Origin of the sequence: Bacillus sp. FJAT-18017, assembly GCF_001278805.1 — a bacterium.
In the GTDB taxonomy this organism is placed as follows: Bacteria; Bacillota; Bacilli; order Bacillales; family Cytobacillaceae; genus Bacillus_D.
Map to the genome: position 1 here is coordinate 332,091 of NZ_CP012602.1, position 22,117 is coordinate 354,207.

Here is a 22,117-nt window from a genome sequence, read left to right on the forward strand (position 1 = left end):
ATGGCTGTCTGTAAAGGCAGCCATTCCTACTAAGAAAAGCGTAAGCGCCTGGATCAGCCCCGACCAGCAAAAGATAAGGACCCGCAGGATGGGCCTGCCCTCCGGAGGGGCACGGCTTAAGACCTCGAGGGGCTAGGCGCTCCTCGCAAAAGAAAAGCACTTTTGCTTCGTGCGATGCTTATGCTGCCGAAGCATTACTTGTGAAGCTGGACAATTCTATAACCCTAAAGAAGGCCTTGGCCCGATGCAGGACAATACATGAAAAGAGGTGCACAGGGTTGAAGACATCCGTGGTATCCAAAGAGTATTTGAATTTGCAAAAAGAGATTATCAGCCTTCAGGAAAGATGGAAAGAAAGCCTTGGGGAACAATCAGTCAATATAAAAGTAGATAAAGCATCGTTGGCGGCAGGGGTGCCAGTGGCATCTCAGGCAATTTTTGATTTTGATATACCACTATTTTTACAGTGGATAGAGGAATTAAGGACTCTGTTGGTGAAACATAATAATAGTATGGAAGAAAAGCTCGCTTTTCTAAGCAAGTTAATTGATGAAAACACTGCACAACGCTGGATTGATGAAGCGTTAGCATTTAATGATATGTATTTTTCCGATTTCGCAGAAGATCACGAAGTAGAAGGGTGGATTCCCCATTTCATAGCAGAGACCGTGCTTCGCCCATATTTACAGCTTGCAGCTGAGAAGGCACAGCCTAGTATCTCCTTTGGCGTCCATGGTGCCGGCTGTCCTCTATGCGGAGAGCCTGCCAGACTTGCGCAACTAGAAGGAGAAGGAAAGAAAGAGCTATATTGTCCGCGTTGTTTGGTCCACTGGCATGACAAAAGGATCACTTGCACCCACTGTGGGAATGACGAACATGACACAATTAAATTTATTTCTGTTGAAGGAGATTCAACATCCCAAATCCAGGCATGCGACAAATGCATGGGTTATATCAAGATTGTTGATACACGTCAATTCATTAAAAGGCCGTCCTCAGCCATTTTGGATTTGAACACCCTGCACCTTGATTTTATTGCCCAAGAAAACGGTTATCATACCGGAGGCGGTGCAGGACAGAATCAACAATAGTCATAGGTTGAAAGATTAGAAAAGAGGAGGGTGTTGGCATGAAGGCGACAGCCATCCTACTATCCGGCGGGAAATCAAGCAGGATGGGAACGAATAAAGCGTTATTGGAAATTGGCGGGAAACCTACTATTGAAAGAATTAAAGATGAACTCAGTGGCATTTTTGAAGAAATCATTCTAGTTACGAATGATTCAAAACAATATGGTTTCCTAAATGTGGTGACGGTTGGAGACGAATATCCTGGAATGGGGCCGTTGGCAGGTATTCATGCAGGTCTTAAAGCCTCGAGTTTTGACTCTAATTTAATAGTTGCGTGCGACATGCCATTTGTATCAGGGAAGCTAGCTGAAACCCTTATTATGCAAGTGGGAAATCATGATGCTATCATTCCGGTCTTTGGGGGAACACACCACCCCCTTTTCGCCGTGTACCAAAAGAGTATAATAAAAGAGATTGAGTCCTGTATTATTGGAGGAAATCTCCGGATTAAGGATCTTTTAAGAAAAATAGATACTTTTTATATTGATGAAGAAGAGTTGCAGAAGTATTCTGCAATTGCTTTGGATAAGATTTTTTTCAATATGAATCATCCTGAAGAGTATGAAGTTGCGAAACAAGCACTAAAAGATAAAAGCAGAATGTAAACTTTACCTGCCGAGAGAGAAAGGAAGCGGGGTATATGCAATTTTTCAAGGTCAAAACAGTAGAGGATACTTTTAGTTTGATTGACGAAAAAGTGGGGAGAACTGCTGTGGTTGAAAACCGCGGGCTGGAGGAAGCACTTGGCTATGTACTGGCAGAACCAGTGCAGGCGCGTGAAGATGTTCCAGGCTTTGATAGGTCTACTGTTGATGGTTATGCAGTCATAGCGGCCGATACATTTGGGTCCTCCGAGTCTATGCCCGGCTTCCTAACGCTCGTGGGTGAAGTGAAAATGGGCGAAACTGCTTCTGTACCGGTCGGTTTCGGTCAAGCTGTGTATGTGCCGACTGGGGGTATGATTCCCGCTGGAAGTGATAGCGTAATCATGATTGAGCATTGCGAAGAAATCAGCGGCCTTCTAAATATCTATAAGCAGGTGGCACCAGGAGAAAATATCATCCGCAGGGGTGAAGATATAAGGGATGGTGAACTGCTTCTTAAAGAGGGGATTCGACTGAGGCCGCAGGAAATTGGCGCCCTTGCTTCACTCGGAATAACGGATGTGCCAGTGTATCGCCGTATTCGGGCTGGCTATTTGTCTTCCGGGGATGAAATCGTTCCATTTGAAACAGCTGAATTGCAAATAGGCCAAATCCGCGATATCAATTATTTGACGATTGCAGGTCTTGCTCGTGACTGGGGAATTGACCTGGTCTATGGCGGGATTGTTCCTGATACGTTTGAAGAATTTCAACAAAGGGCGAAGCAGTTATTTAAACAGGTTGATTGCCTCATTCTATCAGGAGGCAGCTCGGTTGGGGCAAAAGACTATACAACCGATGTAATTCAATCCCTTGGAAGCCCAGGCGTGTTTGTTCATGGGATATCCATCAAGCCGGGCAAACCGACAATCCTTGCAATCGCTGGCGGGAAACCCGTGATTGGCCTTCCTGGCCATCCAGCATCCGCCATGATTATTTTTAACCTGTTCGGTGAAAGAATTTTGAAAAGGCTGCAGGGAGAAACAATCGTAAAAAGGCCTGACAGGATTTTTGCCAGAATCACAAAAAATATTCCTTCAAGTCCCGGCCGATCCGATTATATTCGGGTCAGTCTGTTTGAACAGAAAGGCGAATGGTGGGCTGAACCAATCATTGGCAAATCTGGTTTAATTACGACATTGGTGAAGAGCGATGGGATTGTAGAGATCACTTCAGAAAAAGAGGGCATCGCCCAGGGCGAATATGTCCCAGTGATGGCAACAAGGTAGGGGGAGCGGCACATGGAACAGAAGCGGTATAAACGGAAAATTTATCTCGAGGACAAGCCCAGGGCTGTAGCAAGGGAAGAATTACTTGCTGCCTTCGACCTGCTCCCGGAAACGGAATGGTTAAACGTTGAAGAGGCACTTGGAAGGATTACCGCTGAACCGATTTTTGCCGGCACATCGATGCCGCATTACCACGCTTCGGCTATGGATGGTATTGCAGTCCTTGCTGCTGATACATTTAGTGCGCATGAGCAGAACCCGTTAAGGCTCACCCTAGGGGATCAATTTGTTTATGTTGATACAGGAAATGCGATTCCTTCTCAGTATAACGCCGTTATTATGATAGAAAATGTGAATGTGATAGACGACCATACAGTAGAAATTATTGAACCAGCTACTCCTTGGCAGCATATCCGACCAATCGGTGAGGATATAGTTCAGGAGGAAATGATTTTTCCACAGGGACATAAAATGCGTCCCGCGGACCTGGGATCCCTGCTTGCAGCGAGGATAACAGCGTTTCAGGTAATAAAAAAGCCGGCTGTTGCCATTATTCCAACTGGCAATGAGCTCATTGACGTGAAAGACGAGCCTGCACCAGGCAAGATCATTGAATTCAACGGGATTGTTTTTTCGAACTTTGTGAAGGAGTGGGGCGGCGAGCCACATTTATTTCCAATCGTAAGGGATAATCCGGAAAATATAAAAGAAGCACTAGTAAAAGCAAGTGAAACAGCAGATATTGTCGTTATAAATGCAGGTTCTTCCGCAGGATCGAAGGATTACACAGTCCATGTAATTGGGGAAATTGGCAAGGTCTTTACTCATGGAGTTGCCGCTCGGCCAGGCAAGCCGGTTATCCTTGGGCAGATTAATGGCAAACCAGTCGTAGGTGTGCCGGGCTATCCGGTATCTGCCTACCTTGCGATGGAGTGGTTTGTTCAGCCGCTCATCTGCAAATACTTGCAGATTCCTGTGCCAAAACGACAGAAAATCAATGTAACATTAGGACGGCGTATTGTTTCAACGATGGGCCAGGAAGATTTTATCCGAATGAATATTGGGTATGTAAACGGGCGATATGTTGCAAATCCATTGACCAGGGCGGCAGGTGTCACAATGTCCTATGTACGGGCAGATGCACTGCTCGTCGTTCCTACTGACATACTTGGGTATGAACAGGGAGATACCGCAGAGGTGGAACTTCTCAAACCACTTGAAGAAGTAACGAATAGTATTGTTTTCACTGGGAGCCACGACCTGACAATCGACCTTTTGTCGTCACAAATTAAACGGAAAAGGACTGATATGAAGGTTATATCTTCCCATGTTGGCAGCATGGCGGGACTGATGGCAATCCGCAAGGGAGAGGCGCATGTTGCTGGAGTCCATTTGCTAGATCCTGAGACAAAGGAATACAACTTGCCTTACGTTAAGAAGTTTTTAGCTGACATGGACATTGTCCTCTATCCATTCCTGAAGAGAAAGCAGGGTTGGTTCGTTGCGGAAGGGAATCCTCTCGGGATTGAAACAGTTGAAGACATTGCCAGTACAGGGGCACATTTTGTTAACAGGCAGCGTGGCGCCGGGACAAGGATTCTGTTTGACCTCCTCCTGAAGGATAAAGGCCTTTCCCCTGAAAAAATTATTGGATACAGCAGGGAAATGTTTTCCCATTTGAGCGTAGCAGCTGAGGTGAAAAGTGATAAGGATTCAGTTGGCCTGGGAATCTATCCGGCTGCGAAATCAATGGGCTTATCATTTATCCCGCTTGCAGATGAAGAGTATGATTTGGTCATGCGCCGTGACTTTTTTGAAAGCGAAAAAGGGAGATTGCTTATTTCTGTAATCCAATCTGAAGATTTCAGAAGAGAAGTCGAAAAAATTGGCGGCTATGAAGTCATTGCCGGCGCAGTCCCCAAAATAGTTTGAATAGGATGAAAAGCTGGCGAATACAAAAGGCAAATATGCCTGGTAGTACATGGAGGGTAAATGATGTTTGAAATCTCAAAGGAACCCATCAATATACAAACTGTCATAGATAAGGTTGTCCAGCGGGAGGCTGGAGCGATTACAACCTTTATTGGAACAGTCCGTGAGCTCACTCATGGCAAAAAGACTCTTTTTTTAATATATGAAGCATATGAAGCGATGGCCGTAAAGAAACTTGAGCAGATTGGCCGTGAAATTGAGGAGCGCTGGCAAGGATCTAAAGTTGCGATAACGCATCGGGTTGGCCGCCTTGATATAACAGATGTGGCTGTCGTCATTGCTGTATCGACACCACACCGTGCTGATGCTTACGAAGCAAATCGTTATGCAATCGAGCGGATTAAAGAGATTGTTCCAATCTGGAAGAAAGAGCATTGGGAAGATGGAGAAGAATGGGTCGGCAATCAGCTTGAAACTGTTTTCTATCCAAAAGGAAAACCCGAGGAGGGTGATTTGAATGAATAAAGTGATGTTTTTCGCCCATTTACGTGATGCGGCAGGAGTGGAGTCTATATCCGTAGACGCTGCTGGGAAAACAGTGGGGGAACTGAAGACGGATCTTGCTGGTAAATACAGCCTTCCGAAAATGGATACAGTTATGGCTGCAATCAACGAGGAATTTTCCACGAATGAAGAAATCATACAAGAAGGCGATATTATCGCTTTTATCCCGCCGGTAAGCGGCGGTTGATTTAAAAACTTTTTTAAAGGGGCTTCCTTCATTGGAAGCTTTGTTTATCCCGTATTTAGGGGGAGTAAGCAAAGATTCACTTTGCTGCCTTACTGATAGTACCAGAAACAGCTCAGATGATTACGGAAAGGAGGCTAAAGTGATGGCAGAACGGTATTCAAGACAAATCTTATTTCCAGGCATCGGAAATGAAGGGCAGAGGAAAATCAGCTCTAAGCATGTATTGATGATTGGTGCAGGCGCGCTTGGCTCCGGAAACGCCGAAGTGCTGACCAGGGCGGGCGTCGGTAAATTAACCATTATCGACCGGGACTATGTCGAGGCGAGCAATCTTCAGCGACAGCAGCTTTATACAGAAGAAGATGTTGCCGAAAAATTACCGAAGGCAGCTGCGGCTGAAGGAAGACTAAAAGCAATCAATTCTGATGTGGAAATAGAGGCTATCATTGGTGATGCCACTCCGGAATTCCTAGAGGAGCTTGCTGAAGGTGTAGATTTAATCATTGATGCAACAGACAATTTCGAGACCCGAATGGCGATAAATGATGTTTCGCAGAAATATCAAATTCCCTGGATTTATGGCGCGTGTGTAGGAAGTTATGGAATGAGTTTTACGATTCTACCCGGGGTCACTCCCTGCTTGAATTGCCTTTTGAGAACAATTCCGTTGCAAGGTCTTACCTGTGATACAGGGGGGATTATCGGACCGGCTGTTCAAATGGTTGTTTCGCATCAGACCGCTGAGGCTCTAAAAATTTTAGTAGAAGACTGGAATGCAATTAGGACGGCATTTGTAAGCTTTGATATGTGGCGCAATGAGTATACATCGATGAAAATGGGCAAAGCGAAATTTGCTGGTTGCCTGTCATGTGGGGAACATCCGACTTACCCATATCTTGATAAAGATAATATGACCAAAACCACAGTTCTTTGCGGACGGGATACAGTGCAAATTCGCCCGTCAGCACAAGGGGAAGTTTCGCTTGAGCAGCTCTCAGGGCAACTCGGATCACTTGGCTATACTGTCAAAGGAAATCCATATCTTATTTCGATAGAGCTTGGTTCTGAGCGGATGGTCATCTTCAATGATGGCCGTGCCCTTGTTCACGGTACGAAAGATCTTACTCATGCAAAATCAATTTATCAAAGGATTATGGGATGATACATTTTAAAGGCGGATTATATAGGTATTCCTTTTTATGGATGTCGTTTGAAGCCCGATAAACTATAGTAAAACCCCCGGAGAATTCTTCCCCGGGGGTTCGTTGTTCTGATATAAGAAAGTATATCTTACATTGAGAACTGTCTAGCTCCACAAGGAATGCTTCGGCAGCATAAGCATCGCACGAAGAAAAAGTGGTAGCTTTTTCGAGGAGCGCCTAGCGCCTAATGTACTTCAGTCCCCTCGTTACGATAAGTCAACATCGATTCGCTTTCGCTCATCGTGTTTCCTTTATCTCCTTCGAGGCCCTCCAGTCCATACGGCGCTAAGCAAGGCGCTTGCGCTTTTCTTGTTTACTTTTTACAAGCTACAAGGACCAGCCTGCCTTCGTCCAGCTCTTTTTCAAGACGGTCAGCCTCAGATTCAGAAAGCCCAAGAGATTGAAATTGGGTGCGCAGTTCATCGCCCCGCTTTTTAAATACACCTGTTACCGAATTGATTAAGCCCTGGTCCGTTAATCCAACCTCTTCTGCTCCAGTTGCGTCAGCAAGATGGGACTCGCGCTTCTTATCATGCGCAAATAAATAGATATCGTCCTTCTTATAGCCTTCGGTAGCCAATAAGGAAAGCTTATCCTGGGCCTGGACTCCATTTTCAACGATTTCAACCTTATACATAATTGGTTCCTCCTTCTTATCTATGAAATTTATCTCACATTTAGTATTTATCCTTTCCGCAAAGCCGTAAACATGATAGGGGTGGAAGAACCCAATCAGAAAAAATGATAGAATTGCAGTAAAATGGGGAATAGAGATTAGAAGGAGGGGTTATATGCTTGAAAACAATTTGCCAAGAAGCTGGTCTGAGGTATTGGGAGAGGAATTTCAAAAAGAGTATTTCCATACATTACGGGAATTTTTAATAGAAGAATATCGTACGAAAACTATTTATCCGGAATACAGTGATATTTTCAATGCATTAATGTTTACAGACTATGATGATGTAAAAGTTGTCATCCTTGGCCAGGATCCTTATCACGGGCCGGGCCAGGCACATGGACTAAGTTTTTCTGTTAAGCCGGGAATCAACCCGCCGCCATCTCTTAAAAACATATTTAAAGAGCTGTGCAGCGATCTTGATAGTGAAACTCCTGAGCATGGATATCTTGTCAGCTGGGCGGAACAGGGTGTGCTTCTGCTTAACACAGTCCTTACCGTAAGACAGGGAGAGGCAAATTCCCATAAAGGGAAGGGATGGGAACGGTTCACTGATCAGGTAATTACGCGGTTAAGTGAACGTGACAAGCCTCTGGTATTTATCCTATGGGGGAAACCAGCCCAAAGCAAGCTATCTTTGATTGACACAAAAAAGCATAAAATTATTACCTCGGCACATCCAAGCCCGCTTTCAGCGAGAAAAGGTTTTTTTGGAAGCAAGCCTTTTTCGAAAACAAATGAACTATTAAAACAGCTTGGATATGTTGAAATTGACTGGGCGCTGCCACCACTCTAAGAACTTAATACTAATTAAAATGCTGATCCAAACGGGTCAGCCTTCTTTTTGAGTATGATTGAGTTTATTAATAAAGCTGGGACCTCCTAAAGTGGAGAGATGCTATTCATAAAGGTCGTAAATGATAAATCGTGCATTAGGATGAAACTTGACGTCATTCATAATGGTGATGAATGACAACTCGGGGTTGTGAAGGTATTAAGATGTCATTCATAATGGTGATGAATGACAACTCGGGGTTGTGAAGGTATTAAGATGTCATTCATAAAGGTGGTGAATGACAACTCGGGTCCTAAAATCAGTCAAGATGTCATTCGTGATTTGGAAATTTGCCATATTGGCCTATGTGCGAAAAAAACAGGAATACTGTACAATGGTGATATTGCAAAATGGAACAGGGAGTTGATTTCTTTGAACATACATATACATACTCTACTACGAAAAATGGGTGAGGAATTGGACCGGGCAAAATCGAGTTCAAATGAGGCCCAAGTACGTGAGAAGATCTATACAATCAAGGCTTTATGCGAGGTCATCCTTGCCGAAGGGGAAACGAGAACTCCTGATGTACAGCCGATTCAGGCAACACCAACCATAGTGGTAGAGAATCGTGGAACTGCTATAATACCTGGAAAGAAGCTGGAAATGGAGGACGGGGCAAACGGAGATTCAATCTTTGACTTTTAGGGGGAAAATAAAGTGAAAACATTCATCATCATTGGGGCTGTTAACGCATTTCTGGCAGTTGCCCTGGGAGCATTCGGAGCACATGGCCTGGAGGGGCGGGTTGAACCGAAATATCTTGAGACTTGGAAGACTGGAGTAACCTATCAGATGTTCCATGCAGCTGGACTTTTAGTGATAGGGCTCATCCTCGGAAAGATACCAGCAGCCTCCTTGTTTACTACCTCAGGTTGGCTGATGCTAACCGGAATTATTTTGTTCAGTGGTAGTCTATATGTTTTAACCCTGACAAAAATTAGTATTCTTGGTGCCATTACTCCTCTTGGGGGAGTCGCATTCCTGGCTGCATGGGTATTAATTGTCATTGGTGCAACAAAGTATCTTTAAAAAAGAGGAGGACAATCCATATTGGCTTGCCCTCCTCTTCATTTTATTTCATTTAACCTAACGCGGCGGAAGGGTGCTCTGGCCATGTCCGGGTCCGCCGCTGCTGCTAAACCCGCCACCACCACCAAAAGTGCCACCGCCACCGGCTGCAAATGGGTATTCATACTCAATTTCTTCATCAAATGTTACATAATCAAGATATACCATCAATAGCAGATAACGCATCCCTGTTTGTGGATCACTAAGAATAATATGGTCACGACCGGCAGCTTCAATTATCCCTTTGAAAACCTGCTGCCGTCTTTGCCCATCCCGAGTCCCTTCAAACGTCATATATACCGTTGCCAGCTTCCCTCGGTTCAAGCGAAGGATATTCTCAATATAGGATTCTTCCATTGGCAGCATCCCAGGAACTTGTGGGCCAGCCGTTGTCGGGGCGCTCTGTGGAAAAGGCGCTTGAAAACCGCCTCCGCCTCCATAGCCGCCCATTTGACCTCCTCCGTAGCCGCCCCCAAAAGACTGTTGTTGCATACCAGGGCCTACAGGTGCCCCTCCTGTTCCTGAATAGGGCTGATAGCCTTGTTGGCCAGCATTATTATTTCCGTAAGGATACATTTGCATTCCCTCCTCATAAATTGCGCATTGGAGGTCGGCCGACGGGTCAGCCTCCGCTGCCATTATTGCCGATTTTCCAATTCCAAGGTTAGGGATTCTACCTTTTCGGAATTGAAGACTCGCTGTTTCAATCATATGAGGTAAAATGCCGATTTAGTACTTCAAGAAGAGTGCTGTTAGTCAAGGAAGATACAATAAAAATGCTCCCGCCACGTTAAATCGGGGCGGGAGCACATTTTTAAATACTGAAGAAGCTTTCAACCTTTTCTTCGGCAAGGATATTGCCGACAAAGAACGAGCCGAATTCGCCATAACGGGCACTAACTTCATCAAAGCGCATCTCGTATACGAGCTTTTTGAACTGAAGCACATCGTCAGAGAACAATGTGACGCCCCATTCATAATCATCAAAGCCCACGGAGCCTGTTATAATTTGTTTGACCTTTCCTGCGTATTGACGGCCAATCATGCCATGGCTGTACATAAGCTTCCGGCGATCCTCCATCGGAAGCATATACCAGTTGTCATTACCTTGGCGGCGCTTATCCATTGGGTAGAAGCAAACATATTTTGCTTTAGGCAGTATAGGATACAGCCTTGCGCGTACATGAGGGTTTTCGTATGGATTTTCGCCGTCCTTCAAATAATTGCTTAATTCCACTACTGATACATAGGAATGGGCGGGAATTGTATATTCAGCAAGTTTCGATTTATTGAACTCTGTTTCAATTTCATTCAATTCCTCCATAGTAGGGCGGAGAATCATCATCATGAAATCAGCTTTTTGGCCGACAACAGTATAGAGTGCATGGCTGCCATCTTTGCTTTCCTGAGTCGCATTCCACTTTTCTACAAGGCCCATGAATTCGTTTATGGCGGCCTGGCGTTCATCCGCAGGCGTCATTTTCCATGTCGTCCAATCGACGCTTCTAAAATCATGCAAACAATACCATCCATCAAGCGTTTGTGCAGCTTCGCTCATTCAAATCACTCCCGATTCGTTCTACTCTTTATACCCGTCTACTATATCATAGTTTCGCCAAAAACCCCCAATAGATGCCCTTTAATAACCTCTCCGTTTAATTACTGGTAAAAAAGGATATTTTGACAAAAGAAAGCTGAAAATATAGTGAAACTTCCATCCCTGTGTTCTTCAATTGTGGTTAGTCGCACAAAGCCCGGTAACGCTAGGACCTAATAAATCGTATCTCATCAATCGGGCTTTTACAGGCAGCTGATCCCCGCCATATTTCTTGTTTGTGAAATTAATTTTGGCGCAGGTCTTACTGCCCGAGAATACGGGGTAAGAGCGTTGTATGGAAGAGTCTAATTCCACAGCCAATCTCTCGAAATTTTTAAAAAGACTGACATTTTTGGCGGAACGGTATTTTTCTTGAATTTTAGTGTCAGTGGGTTATCCTGAATATGTGTTAAAAAGGAGGAAGAATTAACGTGAGTGATTTATTTGAAGGAATTAAGCAAAAGATTTCCGGTAATAACCTAAGGATTGTTTTTCCTGAGGGCCTGGATGAAAGAATCCTTAAGGCAGCGGGACGCCTGGCTGCAGAGGGTATCCTTACTCCTGTAATTATCGGCAATATTGAAGAGGTACAGGCAAAGGCCAAGCAGTTGGACGTATCCCTTGAAGCTGCGGAAATTTATGACCCAGCCAATTATTTAATGATGGACGAGCTTGTTGCATCCTTTGTTGAGCGTAGAAAGGGTAAAGCCAGTGAAGAAGATGCTCGCAGGATCTTGCTCGATGAAAACTATTTTGGAACTATGCTTGTTTATGCGAATAAAGCGGACGGGCTCGTTAGCGGTGCAGCTCATTCAACTGCTGATACGGTGCGGCCTGCTTTGCAAATTATTAAAACAAAAGAAGGTGTCTCTAAAACATCTGGTGTATTCCTGATGGTTCGCGGAGATGAACAATATGTGTTTGCGGATTGCGCAATTAATATTGCACCTGACAGCAATGACCTAGCTGAAATTGCAATCGAGAGTGCGCGGACTGCGAGAATGTTCGATATGGAGCCGCGTGTTGCGATGCTGAGCTTTTCGACAAAAGGATCTGCCAAATCACCGGAAACAGAAAAGGTTATGGCAGCGGTGGAAGAGGCTAAGCGCCGTGACCCTCTGTTAATCATCGATGGTGAATTCCAATTTGATGCCGCGTTTGTTCCTTCTGTTGCGGCAGCTAAGGCCCCAGATTCCGTCCTACAGGGCAATGCGAACGTCTTTGTATTCCCTAGCCTTGAAGCTGGTAATATTGGCTACAAAATTGCCCAGCGGTTGGGTAACTTTGAAGCGGTCGGCCCGCTTCTCCAAGGGTTGAACCGCCCGGTCAATGACCTGTCACGAGGATGCAACACGGATGATGTGTATAACCTGGCGTTGCTTACAGCGGCGCAAGCGTTAATGCAGTAGACCTATAAAACATAAAATTAGCCCGGCCTTTAGTGGACCGGGCTTTTGTGTGTTGTGTTGTTTTAGATAATAAGGAGCAAGCTGAGTGCCATGACAGCCATCCCTGCAATAAGCCCATATATTGGAAGATGGGTTTCATCGTATTTTCGTGCGGCGGGCAGCAATTCGTCCAGTGAAATGAAGACCATGATGCCGGCAACGGCCGCAAAGATTACCCCAAACATGATGTCGTTAAGGAAAGGCATAAGAAATAGATAGGCAACGAGAGCCCCAATCGGCTCGGATAAGCCAGAGAGGAAGGATAGCTTGAATGCCTTCTTCTTATCTCCTGTAGCAAAATATACCGGTACAGAAACGGCAATTCCCTCAGGAATGTTATGAATGGCAATTGCAATCGCAATGGCAACGCCAAGAGCCGGGTTCTGGATTGCGGAAGTGAAAGTCGCGATCCCTTCCGGAAAGTTGTGGATGCCAATGGCCAATGCAGTGAATGTTCCCATTTTTAACAAAGCTGGATCTTTTACGATAGCACCAGGCTGCATCTCTTCAACCTTTTTCAATTCATGTGGGTTGCCTTGTTTAGGGATTAATTTGTCTATTAAGGCAATCAAGAGAATTCCGCCAAAGAAGCTGAAAACTGTTGCCCAGTTTCCCCCTTTTGCCCCCAATTCTGCGACAAGGGCGATTTTGGCCTTTTGGAAAATCTCAATCATTGATACATAAATCATGACTCCAGCTGAGAAGCCGAGGGTCACTGATAAGAACTTTGTATTTGTTGTCGAAGTAAAAAATGCCATTAAACTTCCTATTCCAGTTGCAAGACCCGCAAACAGTGTCAGTCCAAAGGCGAAAAGGATTTCCATATTCATTCCCCTTTCTTGTGTAAAAACCACTTCTATAAAGTATTGAAGAACCCGGGGAGAGGATACTCTTTTTCGGGCTGCTTCGCTTGTAAAATTAATATATGCCCTTGGTTTAAAATGTTTCCTTTGCTCAACATTTTATCTTATGGGAAAAACCTAGTCCATCATTAAAAACCGGAAAAGTGTTTTCTTTTATAGGTTTGATGGGCTTTGTCGTTATTATGCTATAATAACACCACATAATTGAACTGGAGGCACCACCATGAAAGACAGTGCAACATCGCTGCTGTGGCAGGAACAGTGGCGGCTTATCGACCAATCTACCACAGGGCTGCTAATGCCAGCCATCCAATCCTTTGCCATAGACGACACATTATGTGCATCTGTTGGCTCACATCTTGCACCAGCTACAGCACGAACCTGGGTGCATCATGATACAGTAGTCCTGGGTATTCAGGATACAAAGCTGCCATATCTTAAAGAAGGCCTTGCCTATCTTTATTCCAAGGGATTTACACCTATTGTAAGGAACTCGGGAGGCCTTGCCGTCGTACTTGATAAAGGAGTCTTGAATATTTCACTTATTTTACCCGAAAAAGAAAAAGGAATAGACATTAATAGGGGCTATGACGCAATGTTGGAGCTTATTCGCTGCATGTTCGCTGATTGGGGAAAAGAAATTGAAGCACGGGAAATTATTGGATCATACTGCCCTGGCAGCTATGATTTGAGTATTGGCGGCAAGAAGTTTGCCGGAATTTCTCAAAGAAGGCTCAGAAAAGGGGTAGCTGTTCAAATCTATTTAAGTGTGGAAGAGAGCGGCGGAAGTAGGGCGGAATTAATAAGAGAGTTTTATTCACTCGCCTTAAAAGGGGAACAAACAAAATTTAGCTATCCCGAAGTGAAGCCGGAAGTGATGGCAAGCCTGTCTGAACTGCTTGGCACGCCACTTACAGTGCAGGATGTCATGCTAAAACTTCTTATCGAGCTAAAAAAAATGAGCAGTCTTCTTTACTCCGGCCAGTTGACCCCGCATGAGCTTGAGCTTTTGCCAGGATACTCTGCCCGGATTGCTGAACGGAATGGCACATTACAAAAGCCGTAACCCAAGAATGGATTTACGGCTTTTGATTGTTGTTATCATCTTCGGCTTGCTCGATTTCAGTTAGTCATTCAGCAACCATTTCAAGGTTTCCGTTCCGGTCCATCTTGAATTTAGTCGCCGGACGCTCCTCTTCCTCGAATAAGACAAGCTTACGGGCTTTGTTCATGATTTTTAATAGTGTTTCGTAATCTTCTTGAATGACTCCTGTATTTTGTTCAAGATCATTTATTTTTGTTTCCATCTCCTCATTTTGCTTGCGGAGGTTGGCGATTTCCCGCTTCAATCTTTCATTCTCACTTTTTAACGCCTCAACATGTGCGTTGTTACTATCATAATTCTGCAAGAAAGAAATGACAGTTTGCATTGTTAAACCTTGCCCGCCATGCTGGAACCCTGTCCCCGTTTGGGAAGTTACTAAAGCCGGTTGTGAAACTGTGAATCTGTTAGCAGGAACCTTTGCTTCTGCATGCTTGCTATTAAGCTCCTCAACCATCTTCTCCAGGTCAAAGCTCTCTGGCTGCTTTAAAGGTTGTGTATCGAATTCAACTGCTGTTTCCATAGAGACTCCAGTAGTACTGAATTCTTCGTTGACTTCAACAGGAGGGGTGTAAAGCAGCTTCTTTTTGCCGCCTTGATCCTTTCCTAGCATACGCTGGCGTTGTTTTCGCTGTTTTTTGGCAAGCTGAAGTGCCTTTTCATACGTATGACGCACGACTGCATTCCATCTGAACCCGCATGCTGCCGAAGTTCGATCAAGCTTGTCCCCAACCTCTTCAAAGGCATTAAGCTGGGTGCTTCCTTCCCTTACATGGCGAAGCACTGTTTCAGCTAACAATAAATCATCCTCTTCTGTCCAGGCATCCTGGCGCACCTTCATTTCGATACACTCCTTCTCTTCATTTACTTTTGTATTCATTCCAACCCAGCCTTCCAGTCTGGCAGAAATACCTGCCAATCAAAATTAAATGTTTTGTTCCTAGCAATATCATGGACACTTTTTTCAAGTTTTATACAAAACGTTTGAAAGGATAGTAGAATCGGAATGTAGGTCGGCTTGCATTGGCTGTCCAGAAGCTGTAAAATACCATAGGACATATAGTGTATCCGCCGTAGTAAACGTTTCAGGCTGTAAAGATAATTAGAGTCGAAACCAATAATTCATATGTTTTTTGAACTTGAAAATTGCAAAATATAACCAATAAGCCATATGATTTGGCTGTAAAACTCCGTACCGAGAGGATGAACGGAATGACTAATGAATTTCGCGTATGTGATGACTGTCAGGCAGTCAACCTCAAAACGCTTATCCCGCGCTTAAAGAAGCTTGATCCTGATGCGAAAATAGAAATTGGCTGCCAATCCTATTGTGGCCCAGGACGGAAAAAGACTTTTGCTTTTGTCAATAACAGGCCGCTTGCGGCATTGACCGAGGAAGAGTTGATTGAAAAAGTAAGCAAAAAGCTCAAAAGTTGATAAATCATCCGGACCAGGGTGGTTTTTCTTTTTTTTAAGAATTACTTTACTGTCATCATTATTTGCCATTTATTAATCTTAAATAAGATGAACTAAAAGAATTTCATATAAATTGGAGCGGGAGGCACGGAGACTCCCAGTCCGCCCGCGGAAAGCGAAGTGCCTCGTGACAGGCAAAATGCGCCTCGTGACAGACAAAGGGCGTCTGTCCCTGCGATGCTAATTCCGGGGGGCTTTCCTTTGTGTCCCTGCGATGCTAATTCCGGGGAGCTTTCCTTTGTGTTCCTGCGACGATTACTCTCAGAGGCTTCCCTTTGAGGAGTGGAATTATGGAAAGATTTATTAAGTTCATCATTATAAAAGGTAATTGTCGAAAAATGCTGTTGGAAATTGCTGAAAGAGGGATGAATCTCAATCAAAATGGGGATATAATAGAAACAAGTTAAGAGGGGCAGGGAAAAGAGATGGGATTTTCAGAAAAACTGAATGAGGAGAAAGTTTTTAAGGATCCCGTCCATCGCTACGTCCATGTCCGCGACAAAGTTATCTGGGATCTGATCGGAACTAGGGAGTTCCAGCGCCTCAGACGGATTAAGCAGCTTGGTACAACATTCCTGACCTTCCACGGGGCAGAGCATAGCAGATTCAGCCATTCCCTGGGTGTCTATGAGATAATCAGGAGAATTGTAGATGATGTATTTAAAGGGCGCCCCGAATGGAATGAGGAAGACAGGCTTTTGACGCTTTGTGCTGCACTCCTCCATGACCTCGGGCACGGGCCGTTTTCACATGCGTTCGAAAAAGTATTTGATTTGGACCACGAAGAATTTACTGGGGCAATTATTCTGGGCAAAACAGAAGTGAACAAAGTCCTTGCAAGGGCTGGCAAGGATTTTCCTAAACAGGTTGCAGAAATCATCGCGAAAACTTCGGATAAAAAACAGGTTATATCGCTCATTTCTAGCCAAATTGATGCCGATCGCATGGATTATTTGCAGAGGGATGCTTATTTTACAGGTGTTAGTTATGGCTTTTTTGATATGGAACGCATCTTGAGGGTTATGCGGCCGCGTGAGGATCAGGTAGTTTTCAAACATAGCGGTATGCATGCCATTGAGGATTACATAATGAGCCGGTACCAGATGTACTGGCAGGTGTATTTTCATCCGGTTTCGCGGGGTGCGGAGGTAATTTTGACGAAAATCCTTCACCGTGCCAAGCATCTTCATGAAAGCGGCTATGCATTCCGAAATGAACCCCTCCACTTTTATTCTATCTTTGAAGGCACCCTTGTCTTGGAAGATTACTTGAAATTGGATGAATCAATTATCCTTTATTATTTTCAAATTTGGCAGGAGGAAGACGATGCAATCCTCAGTGATTTGTGCAGGCGATTCGTTAACCGTAACCTGTTCAAATTCTCGGAATTCGATCCGGCCAAGGAATACAAGAAGCTTGCTGAATTGACTGGGCTGTTCAGAAGGGCGGGCATTGACCCGGATTACTACCTTGTTGTCGATTCATCCTCTGATTTGCCTTATGATTTTTACCGCCCGGGGGAAGAAGAAGAGCGCCTTCCTATTCAATTGCTGATGAAAAATGGTGACATCAGGGAGCTGTCCAGAGAGTCCGCCATTGTTGATGCGATTTCCGGTAAAAGGCGTACCGACCATAAACTATACTTCCCGCAAGACTTATTATTCGATGAGTCTTCGAAAAAAAATATAAAAAAGCAGATTCGCAGCATACTTGAGATATAGAAAAGCGGAAGCGACCGGAGAACTATTTTCTTCCCGTAAAGGGAGCAGGAGTTGAAGTAGCTTGTTGAATGACCATGCAAAATTGATGCATGCAGTACTTGTTTCTGGAGAAATTGTCGGAAGGAAGAAGCTGCAGAAGATGATTTATATTGCCAAAAAGATGTCCTTCCCTTTCCAGGAGCGCTTCCAGTTCCACTTTTATGGCCCCTATTCGGAAGAATTGACGCTTCGGGTGGAGGAGCTCTGCAACATGGGCTTTTTGGAAGAATGCAAGGAGAACAAAGGCGGCTATAGCCAGTACCGCTATTGCCTGACAGAGGCCGGAAGAGAGTTCCTGGCGATGAGTGGAGTGGAGATGCCGAACCTTGAGGATTGCTTTATGGATATGAATGGGCAAAACTCCCGATTCCTTGAGCTTGTCTCAACGGTACTTTATTTTGACAACCTGGAACGTCCGGAGGTTGCCGAAAAGGTCTTTACCCTTAAGAGCAAGCAGCGTTACACGGAAGAGGAAATTGAACAAGCTTACAGCTATATATCGACCTTAAAAGAAAAAGCTAAGCTCCATTAATGGGAGGCTTAGCTTTTTACTTATAGTTTTAGTAAGTCTATGAAGAGAGTAAGATTTATCTCTATTGCGCTAGCGCCCTTTTTATTGATCGCTGGCCCTAACGCCTGCTTTTCCATAATTAGTCTTGGCCATTTCTTCAATAATTACCGTTACGTTTTCAGCAGGTGCACCGGATGTTTCAACAACAGCTGAGGTCACCTTTTCAACAAGTGCTCTTTTTTGATCATCGCTCCGGCCTTCTAGCATTTTCACAGTTACAATTGGCATCTTCTATTCCTCCTTGACTGATGGTGATTTTAGTTTTTCATAAAAGGAAAAAAAGCGCAAGCGAGGTGCAGGCAGTTTTCACTTTTAGCCAGTCATCGTGTATAATTTTACTAGTACTGTAAATTTGTCTTACAAAAAAGAGAAATAAATAGGGACTGGGGGAAATTCCTTGCTTTTTCCATATAGGACGGTTGAGGAAATCATTCTTGTGGCATTGACTCTCGCGATTGCATTTTCGGTGCATGAGTTCGCCCATGCATTTGTTGCATGGAAATTCGGCGATAATACTGCGAAAAATCAGGGCCGTCTTACGTTAAATCCAATCAGGCATATTGACCCGATCGGGGCGATCCTTTTCTTCGTAGTCGGATTTGGCTGGGCTCGGCCAGTACCGGTGAATCGTTTCTTTTTCAAAAACCCGCGTCTTGCCGGAATTCTTGTGTCGGCGGCTGGACCATTTAGCAATCTCTTGCTTGGCACACTTGGCCTATTGGCTTACCTTTTTATCATGAAATATACAGTCGGGGGAGTATTCGCCGAGACATTGATAAGTTTTCTCTGGTTGTTCTTTGGAGTTAACCTATTGCTGTTCCTGTTCAACCTGCTGCCATTTCCGCCACTTGACGGTTACCGGATTCTAGAGGATTTTGCTCCAAACGGGCTGAGGGCGAAGATGACTCAGTACGAGCAATATGGAGCACTTATTTTCCTGATTCTTGTCCTTACTCCGCTTGGGGATTATACGATATCACCGCTTTTCGGAAGTGTCTTGCCTGCTCTTCAAGAGGTGTTATTTGAATTTTTTGTACAGTTTTTTAGATAACTTTAACTACTGTTGTTGCTGGGAGGTAGTTTGATATGGAAGAAAAAAAGAAAAAGGTTGGTTTTAATATTATCAAGACCGATCCTCTTGATAATCATAAAGGCTTTGGCAAGGGATCGTTGACGCTGGACAATATTTCACCAGTTATCATTGATGTTGAAGATGCCGAAGCTATCATTGATGTTGGCGCAATGCATGCAAGAAGTGCAGTTGAAAAAGGAATCAAGTTCCTGGCCAATAAGGATGAAGTCCCGGATGCCAAGCTGTATTGGCTCGTTTGGGTTACAATTGACCGCAATGAGAATGGGCCATATTATGCCGGCGTTACTGCTTGTGAAATGACTGTAAACCGGGAAATCCGGCGCGGCTATAAGTCGCTTCCGGAGCATGTCAATCGGATGGATAAATCACTCAAACGCCATATTATTGTCGAGCATATGGATGATAAATCGAAAAAAATTCTTGCCGACTTCCTAAAAGGGCACAATGAGGCATTTTGGGACAATTCGTCGACTGAGCTGAAAACCGGTCTTGGCGAAGAATAACAAAGGCAGGCATAGGAAGAGCCGGGGCATAGCTGCTCCGGCTCTTTTTTGTAGAAACCTCTTAATATTTTAGTCTCCCCAATTCCAAAGCTTCTTGTACCATGATTTTTTATCGGCACCGCCCGGCTTCGCGCCAGGTATCAATTCATTATGATCAAGATGGTCAGTGCAATATTCATCAGGCTCCGTTCCGGAAACAAAGTACGTAAACCTTCTAACCGGGCACCCCTTCGTTGCAAGCTTCCCATTGACTGGATCGATATGAACCCCGGTTACGCCGTCCTTTGGCGGTTTGAATGATTTGACCGGTTTACCCTGCAATGCGTCTTCCATAAACTTAGCCCAAATTTTCTTGGCATAGGATTTTTCAGCGACCTTCTCAATCTTGCGAGCATCATCATACCCGGTCCAGACAGCTGAAACGAGCTGGGGCGAATAGCCAATCATCCAGCTGTCAGTAGGAGTGGAACCTGATTTGCCAGCATAAGGCCGAGTCAGGCCTTTTACAATTGTGCTTCCCGTTACACTTGCATAGCCGTTAAGCTTCGTATCAAATACACCGGTCATCATATTCGTCATGACATAGGCTTTTGCTGGATCTAAATATGTTTCCTCCTCAGCATCCTTTTCATAAATGATTTTCCCTTCCGATGTTTCAACCCGGGTAATCAACGTTGGTTCAATATACTTGCCTCCATTGGCAAACATGCCATAAGCATTGGCCATTTCTATTGCCCGGACTCCAGAGGTTCCAAGAGCAAGAGAAGGAACACTGGCCATTTTTGTTGATATTCCAAACTTTTTGGCTGTTTCAGCGAGTGTCTCCTGGCCAAGGAACAGATGGGTTTTGACAGCATAGACATTGTCGGATAAAGCCAATGCCTGTGCAAGAGTAATATCGCCATTGGCATATTTGTTATTGTAGTTATGAGGTGTATAATCAGGATCTCCGTTTTCAAACCGGAATGTTGTCAGTTCGCTCCTCATTGTAGTCGCGGGTGTATAGCCATTACCTAACGCTGCGTAATAAAGAAATGGCTTAATTGTTGAGCCAGGTTCCCGGAGAGCCTGAACAGCCCGGTTAAATGGGCTTTTTTCATAATCACGGCCGCCAACCATAGCCTTGATATGGCCATTTTTTGGGTCAACAGCAACTAGAGCAGCCTGAATTTCAGAATCAGCTGCAACAATTGATTTAATTTGCTTTTCTGCAGCTTCCTGCTGTTTTTGGTCCAATGTTGTAAAAACTCTAAGGCCTCCAAGCTCGATTGTACGCTCATCGATACCAAGCTGGTAGCGCAGAGCATTTGCCACAGCATCCTGGAAGTAGGGTGCCGCTTTTAGCTCACGATTCGGGTCCGTTCCGGTCAGGGCAAGTTCCTCTTTTGCAGCCGCTTTTGCTTCAACTGTTTTTATATAACCGTTCTCTGCCATTGCATTTAGGATAATTCCCTGGCGCTGTTTTGCTTTTTCCATTGATGCGAAGGGAGAGTAGGCTCCTGGCCCTTTTGGGATTCCCGCAAGCATTGATGCTTCCGCAAGGGATAAGTCCGAAGCATTTTTCCCAAAATAATACTGGCTTGCCGCCTGGATTCCATAGGCTCTATTTCCGTAATAAATAGTATTAATATATCCTTCAAGTATTTGTTCCTTGGAATAATTCATTTCAAGCCGTATCGCATATAAGGCTTCCCGCAGTTTTCTGCTCCATGTTTTATCATGCTCAAGAAACAGGTTCCGGGCATATTGCTGGGTAACGGTGCTCGCGCCCTGTACCTTTTCAAATGCCTTGATGTCGGCAAGAGCGGCTCCGGCAATTCGTTTCAGGTCAAACCCTTTATGCTCAAAAAACTTCTTATCTTCTATGGATATGGTAGCCTCGATAAGATAAGGGGAAACATCATCAAGCTTCACCCAATATCTTTTCTGTCCAGTATTGGTTTCACCAATGACCTTTCCATCATCGGAGAAGTAAAGGGTGGACTGTGGTACTGCGAGTGGGGGTGAACCTAACACCCTAGCATAAATGAGAACCCCGAATACTAGAACCGTGGCTATTCCCATCATGATTAGGCTAAGGAAAACGCCTGCCCGCACATATTTTACTGCATGCTTTAAACCTTTGCCTGTGATTGCTTCCATCTCTTCACCCCGTTTCTGTAAAGGGAAATTGGACCCAATTAGGGCCATATCAACAGTATGAAAAGAATGGAAGTGTTTTAAACATTTTATTG

24 protein-coding genes are annotated in these 22,117 nt (G+C 44.5%); 17 read left to right on the forward strand and 7 right to left on the reverse strand.

Annotated elements, in window-relative coordinates; genetic code table 11:
* The first annotated feature begins 278 nt into the window (after positions 1–278).
* The 7 genes from AM500_RS01645 (at position 279) to AM500_RS01675 (ending at position 6,848) form a co-directional block, all read left to right on the forward strand.
* On the forward strand, positions 279–1,091 hold the full coding sequence (locus tag AM500_RS01645; RefSeq protein WP_053597646.1) for a formate dehydrogenase accessory protein FdhE: 813 nt from the start codon (positions 279–281) through the stop codon (positions 1,089–1,091).
* A 38-nt stretch (positions 1,092–1,129) separates the two neighbouring features.
* On the forward strand, positions 1,130–1,735 hold the full coding sequence (gene mobA, locus AM500_RS01650; protein WP_053597647.1) for a molybdenum cofactor guanylyltransferase: 606 nt from the start codon (positions 1,130–1,132) through the stop codon (positions 1,733–1,735).
* A 35-nt stretch (positions 1,736–1,770) separates the two neighbouring features.
* Complete coding sequence (locus AM500_RS01655; protein ID WP_053597648.1) at positions 1,771–3,003, forward strand: molybdopterin molybdotransferase MoeA; 1,233 nt, start codon at positions 1,771–1,773, stop codon at positions 3,001–3,003.
* A 12-nt stretch (positions 3,004–3,015) separates the two neighbouring features.
* Positions 3,016–4,935 carry a molybdopterin biosynthesis protein gene (locus AM500_RS01660; protein ID WP_053597649.1) on the forward strand — a complete coding sequence of 640 codons (1,920 nt, stop codon included), beginning with the start codon at positions 3,016–3,018 and terminating at the stop codon, positions 4,933–4,935.
* Positions 4,936–4,995: 60 nt separating this feature from the next.
* Positions 4,996–5,460, forward strand: a complete 465-nt coding sequence (locus tag AM500_RS01665; protein WP_053597650.1) for a molybdenum cofactor biosynthesis protein MoaE — start codon at positions 4,996–4,998, stop codon at positions 5,458–5,460.
* A complete protein-coding gene (gene moaD, locus AM500_RS01670; RefSeq protein ID WP_043930131.1) occupies positions 5,453–5,686 on the forward strand; it encodes a molybdopterin converting factor subunit 1 in 234 nt (77 codons plus the stop codon). Before AM500_RS01665 ends, moaD begins: the two co-directional genes overlap by 8 nt.
* Before the next feature lie 142 nt (positions 5,687–5,828).
* Positions 5,829–6,848, forward strand: a complete 1,020-nt coding sequence (locus tag AM500_RS01675) for a thiazole biosynthesis adenylyltransferase ThiF (protein WP_053597651.1) — start codon at positions 5,829–5,831, stop codon at positions 6,846–6,848.
* 353 nt (positions 6,849–7,201) lie between these two features.
* Here AM500_RS01675 and AM500_RS01680 read toward each other — a convergent pair whose 3' ends face one another.
* Positions 7,202–7,525 carry a YflT domain-containing protein gene (locus AM500_RS01680; RefSeq protein WP_043930128.1) on the reverse strand — a complete coding sequence of 108 codons (324 nt, stop codon included), beginning with the start codon at positions 7,523–7,525 and terminating at the stop codon, positions 7,202–7,204.
* A gap of 154 nt (positions 7,526–7,679) precedes the next feature.
* On the opposite strand from AM500_RS01680, the gene AM500_RS01685 reads away from it, so the two are divergent.
* The 3 genes from AM500_RS01685 to AM500_RS01695 all read left to right on the forward strand — a co-directional run bounded on the left by AM500_RS01685 (position 7,680) and on the right by AM500_RS01695 (position 9,431).
* On the forward strand, positions 7,680–8,360 hold the full coding sequence (locus AM500_RS01685; RefSeq protein WP_053597652.1) for a uracil-DNA glycosylase: 681 nt from the start codon (positions 7,680–7,682) through the stop codon (positions 8,358–8,360).
* A gap of 255 nt (positions 8,361–8,615) precedes the next feature.
* Positions 8,616–9,047 (forward strand): YwdI family protein, encoded by a 432-nt coding sequence (locus AM500_RS25740; protein ID WP_053597653.1) that lies wholly within the window; start codon positions 8,616–8,618, stop codon positions 9,045–9,047.
* Positions 9,048–9,059: 12 nt separating this feature from the next.
* The gene (locus AM500_RS01695) at positions 9,060–9,431 is read left to right on the forward strand and encodes a DUF423 domain-containing protein (RefSeq protein ID WP_053597654.1); all 372 of its coding nucleotides are present in this window, start codon (positions 9,060–9,062) and stop codon (positions 9,429–9,431) included.
* A 57-nt stretch (positions 9,432–9,488) separates the two neighbouring features.
* Here the strand turns inward: AM500_RS01695 and gerQ are convergent, their stop codons facing one another.
* Together gerQ and hemQ are read right to left on the reverse strand one after the other, a co-directional pair.
* Positions 9,489–10,052: a spore coat protein GerQ gene (gerQ, locus tag AM500_RS01700; protein ID WP_442853999.1), complete on the reverse strand. Its 564-nt coding sequence runs from the start codon at positions 10,050–10,052 to the stop codon at positions 9,489–9,491.
* Between the two features lie 232 nt (positions 10,053–10,284).
* Positions 10,285–11,028 carry a hydrogen peroxide-dependent heme synthase gene (gene hemQ, locus AM500_RS01705; RefSeq protein ID WP_053597655.1) on the reverse strand — a complete coding sequence of 248 codons (744 nt, stop codon included), beginning with the start codon at positions 11,026–11,028 and terminating at the stop codon, positions 10,285–10,287.
* A gap of 470 nt (positions 11,029–11,498) precedes the next feature.
* On the opposite strand from hemQ, the gene pta reads away from it, so the two are divergent.
* Positions 11,499–12,476 (forward strand): phosphate acetyltransferase, encoded by a 978-nt coding sequence (gene pta, locus AM500_RS01710; RefSeq protein ID WP_053597656.1) that lies wholly within the window; start codon positions 11,499–11,501, stop codon positions 12,474–12,476.
* Between the two features lie 62 nt (positions 12,477–12,538).
* Here pta and zupT read toward each other — a convergent pair whose 3' ends face one another.
* Positions 12,539–13,345, reverse strand: coding sequence for a zinc transporter ZupT (zupT, locus tag AM500_RS01715; RefSeq protein WP_053597657.1), 807 nt, complete (start codon positions 13,343–13,345; stop codon positions 12,539–12,541).
* 256 nt (positions 13,346–13,601) lie between these two features.
* Between zupT and AM500_RS01720 the strand changes: the two genes are divergently transcribed.
* Positions 13,602–14,444 (forward strand): octanoyl-[GcvH]:protein N-octanoyltransferase, encoded by an 843-nt coding sequence (locus AM500_RS01720; RefSeq protein WP_053597658.1) that lies wholly within the window; start codon positions 13,602–13,604, stop codon positions 14,442–14,444.
* A gap of 64 nt (positions 14,445–14,508) precedes the next feature.
* Here AM500_RS01720 and AM500_RS01725 read toward each other — a convergent pair whose 3' ends face one another.
* Positions 14,509–15,321, reverse strand: coding sequence for an RsfA family transcriptional regulator (locus AM500_RS01725; RefSeq protein WP_053601590.1), 813 nt, complete (start codon positions 15,319–15,321; stop codon positions 14,509–14,511).
* Positions 15,322–15,692: 371 nt separating this feature from the next.
* Between AM500_RS01725 and AM500_RS01735 the strand changes: the two genes are divergently transcribed.
* The 3 genes from AM500_RS01735 (at position 15,693) to AM500_RS01745 (ending at position 18,248) form a co-directional block, all read left to right on the forward strand.
* Complete coding sequence (locus AM500_RS01735) at positions 15,693–15,917, forward strand: YuzB family protein (RefSeq protein ID WP_053597660.1); 225 nt, start codon at positions 15,693–15,695, stop codon at positions 15,915–15,917.
* A 464-nt stretch (positions 15,918–16,381) separates the two neighbouring features.
* The gene (locus tag AM500_RS01740) at positions 16,382–17,677 is read left to right on the forward strand and encodes an HD domain-containing protein (RefSeq protein WP_053597661.1); all 1,296 of its coding nucleotides are present in this window, start codon (positions 16,382–16,384) and stop codon (positions 17,675–17,677) included.
* Positions 17,678–17,738: 61 nt separating this feature from the next.
* Positions 17,739–18,248: a YwgA family protein gene (locus tag AM500_RS01745; protein WP_053597662.1), complete on the forward strand. Its 510-nt coding sequence runs from the start codon at positions 17,739–17,741 to the stop codon at positions 18,246–18,248.
* Positions 18,249–18,329: 81 nt separating this feature from the next.
* On the opposite strand, the gene AM500_RS01750 is transcribed toward AM500_RS01745, so the two are convergent.
* Positions 18,330–18,515 carry a 2-hydroxymuconate tautomerase gene (locus AM500_RS01750; RefSeq protein WP_043930115.1) on the reverse strand — a complete coding sequence of 62 codons (186 nt, stop codon included), beginning with the start codon at positions 18,513–18,515 and terminating at the stop codon, positions 18,330–18,332.
* 169 nt (positions 18,516–18,684) lie between these two features.
* Between AM500_RS01750 and AM500_RS01755 the strand changes: the two genes are divergently transcribed.
* Together AM500_RS01755 and AM500_RS01760 are read left to right on the forward strand one after the other, a co-directional pair.
* Entirely contained in the window at positions 18,685–19,338 is a 654-nt protein-coding gene (locus AM500_RS01755; protein ID WP_053597663.1) for a site-2 protease family protein, read from the forward strand.
* 35 nt (positions 19,339–19,373) lie between these two features.
* A complete protein-coding gene (locus tag AM500_RS01760) occupies positions 19,374–19,883 on the forward strand; it encodes a YwhD family protein (RefSeq protein ID WP_043930113.1) in 510 nt (169 codons plus the stop codon).
* Between the two features lie 69 nt (positions 19,884–19,952).
* Here AM500_RS01760 and AM500_RS01765 read toward each other — a convergent pair whose 3' ends face one another.
* Positions 19,953–22,025, reverse strand: coding sequence for a transglycosylase domain-containing protein (locus AM500_RS01765; RefSeq protein WP_053597664.1), 2,073 nt, complete (start codon positions 22,023–22,025; stop codon positions 19,953–19,955).
* Positions 22,026–22,117 lie beyond the last annotated feature (92 nt).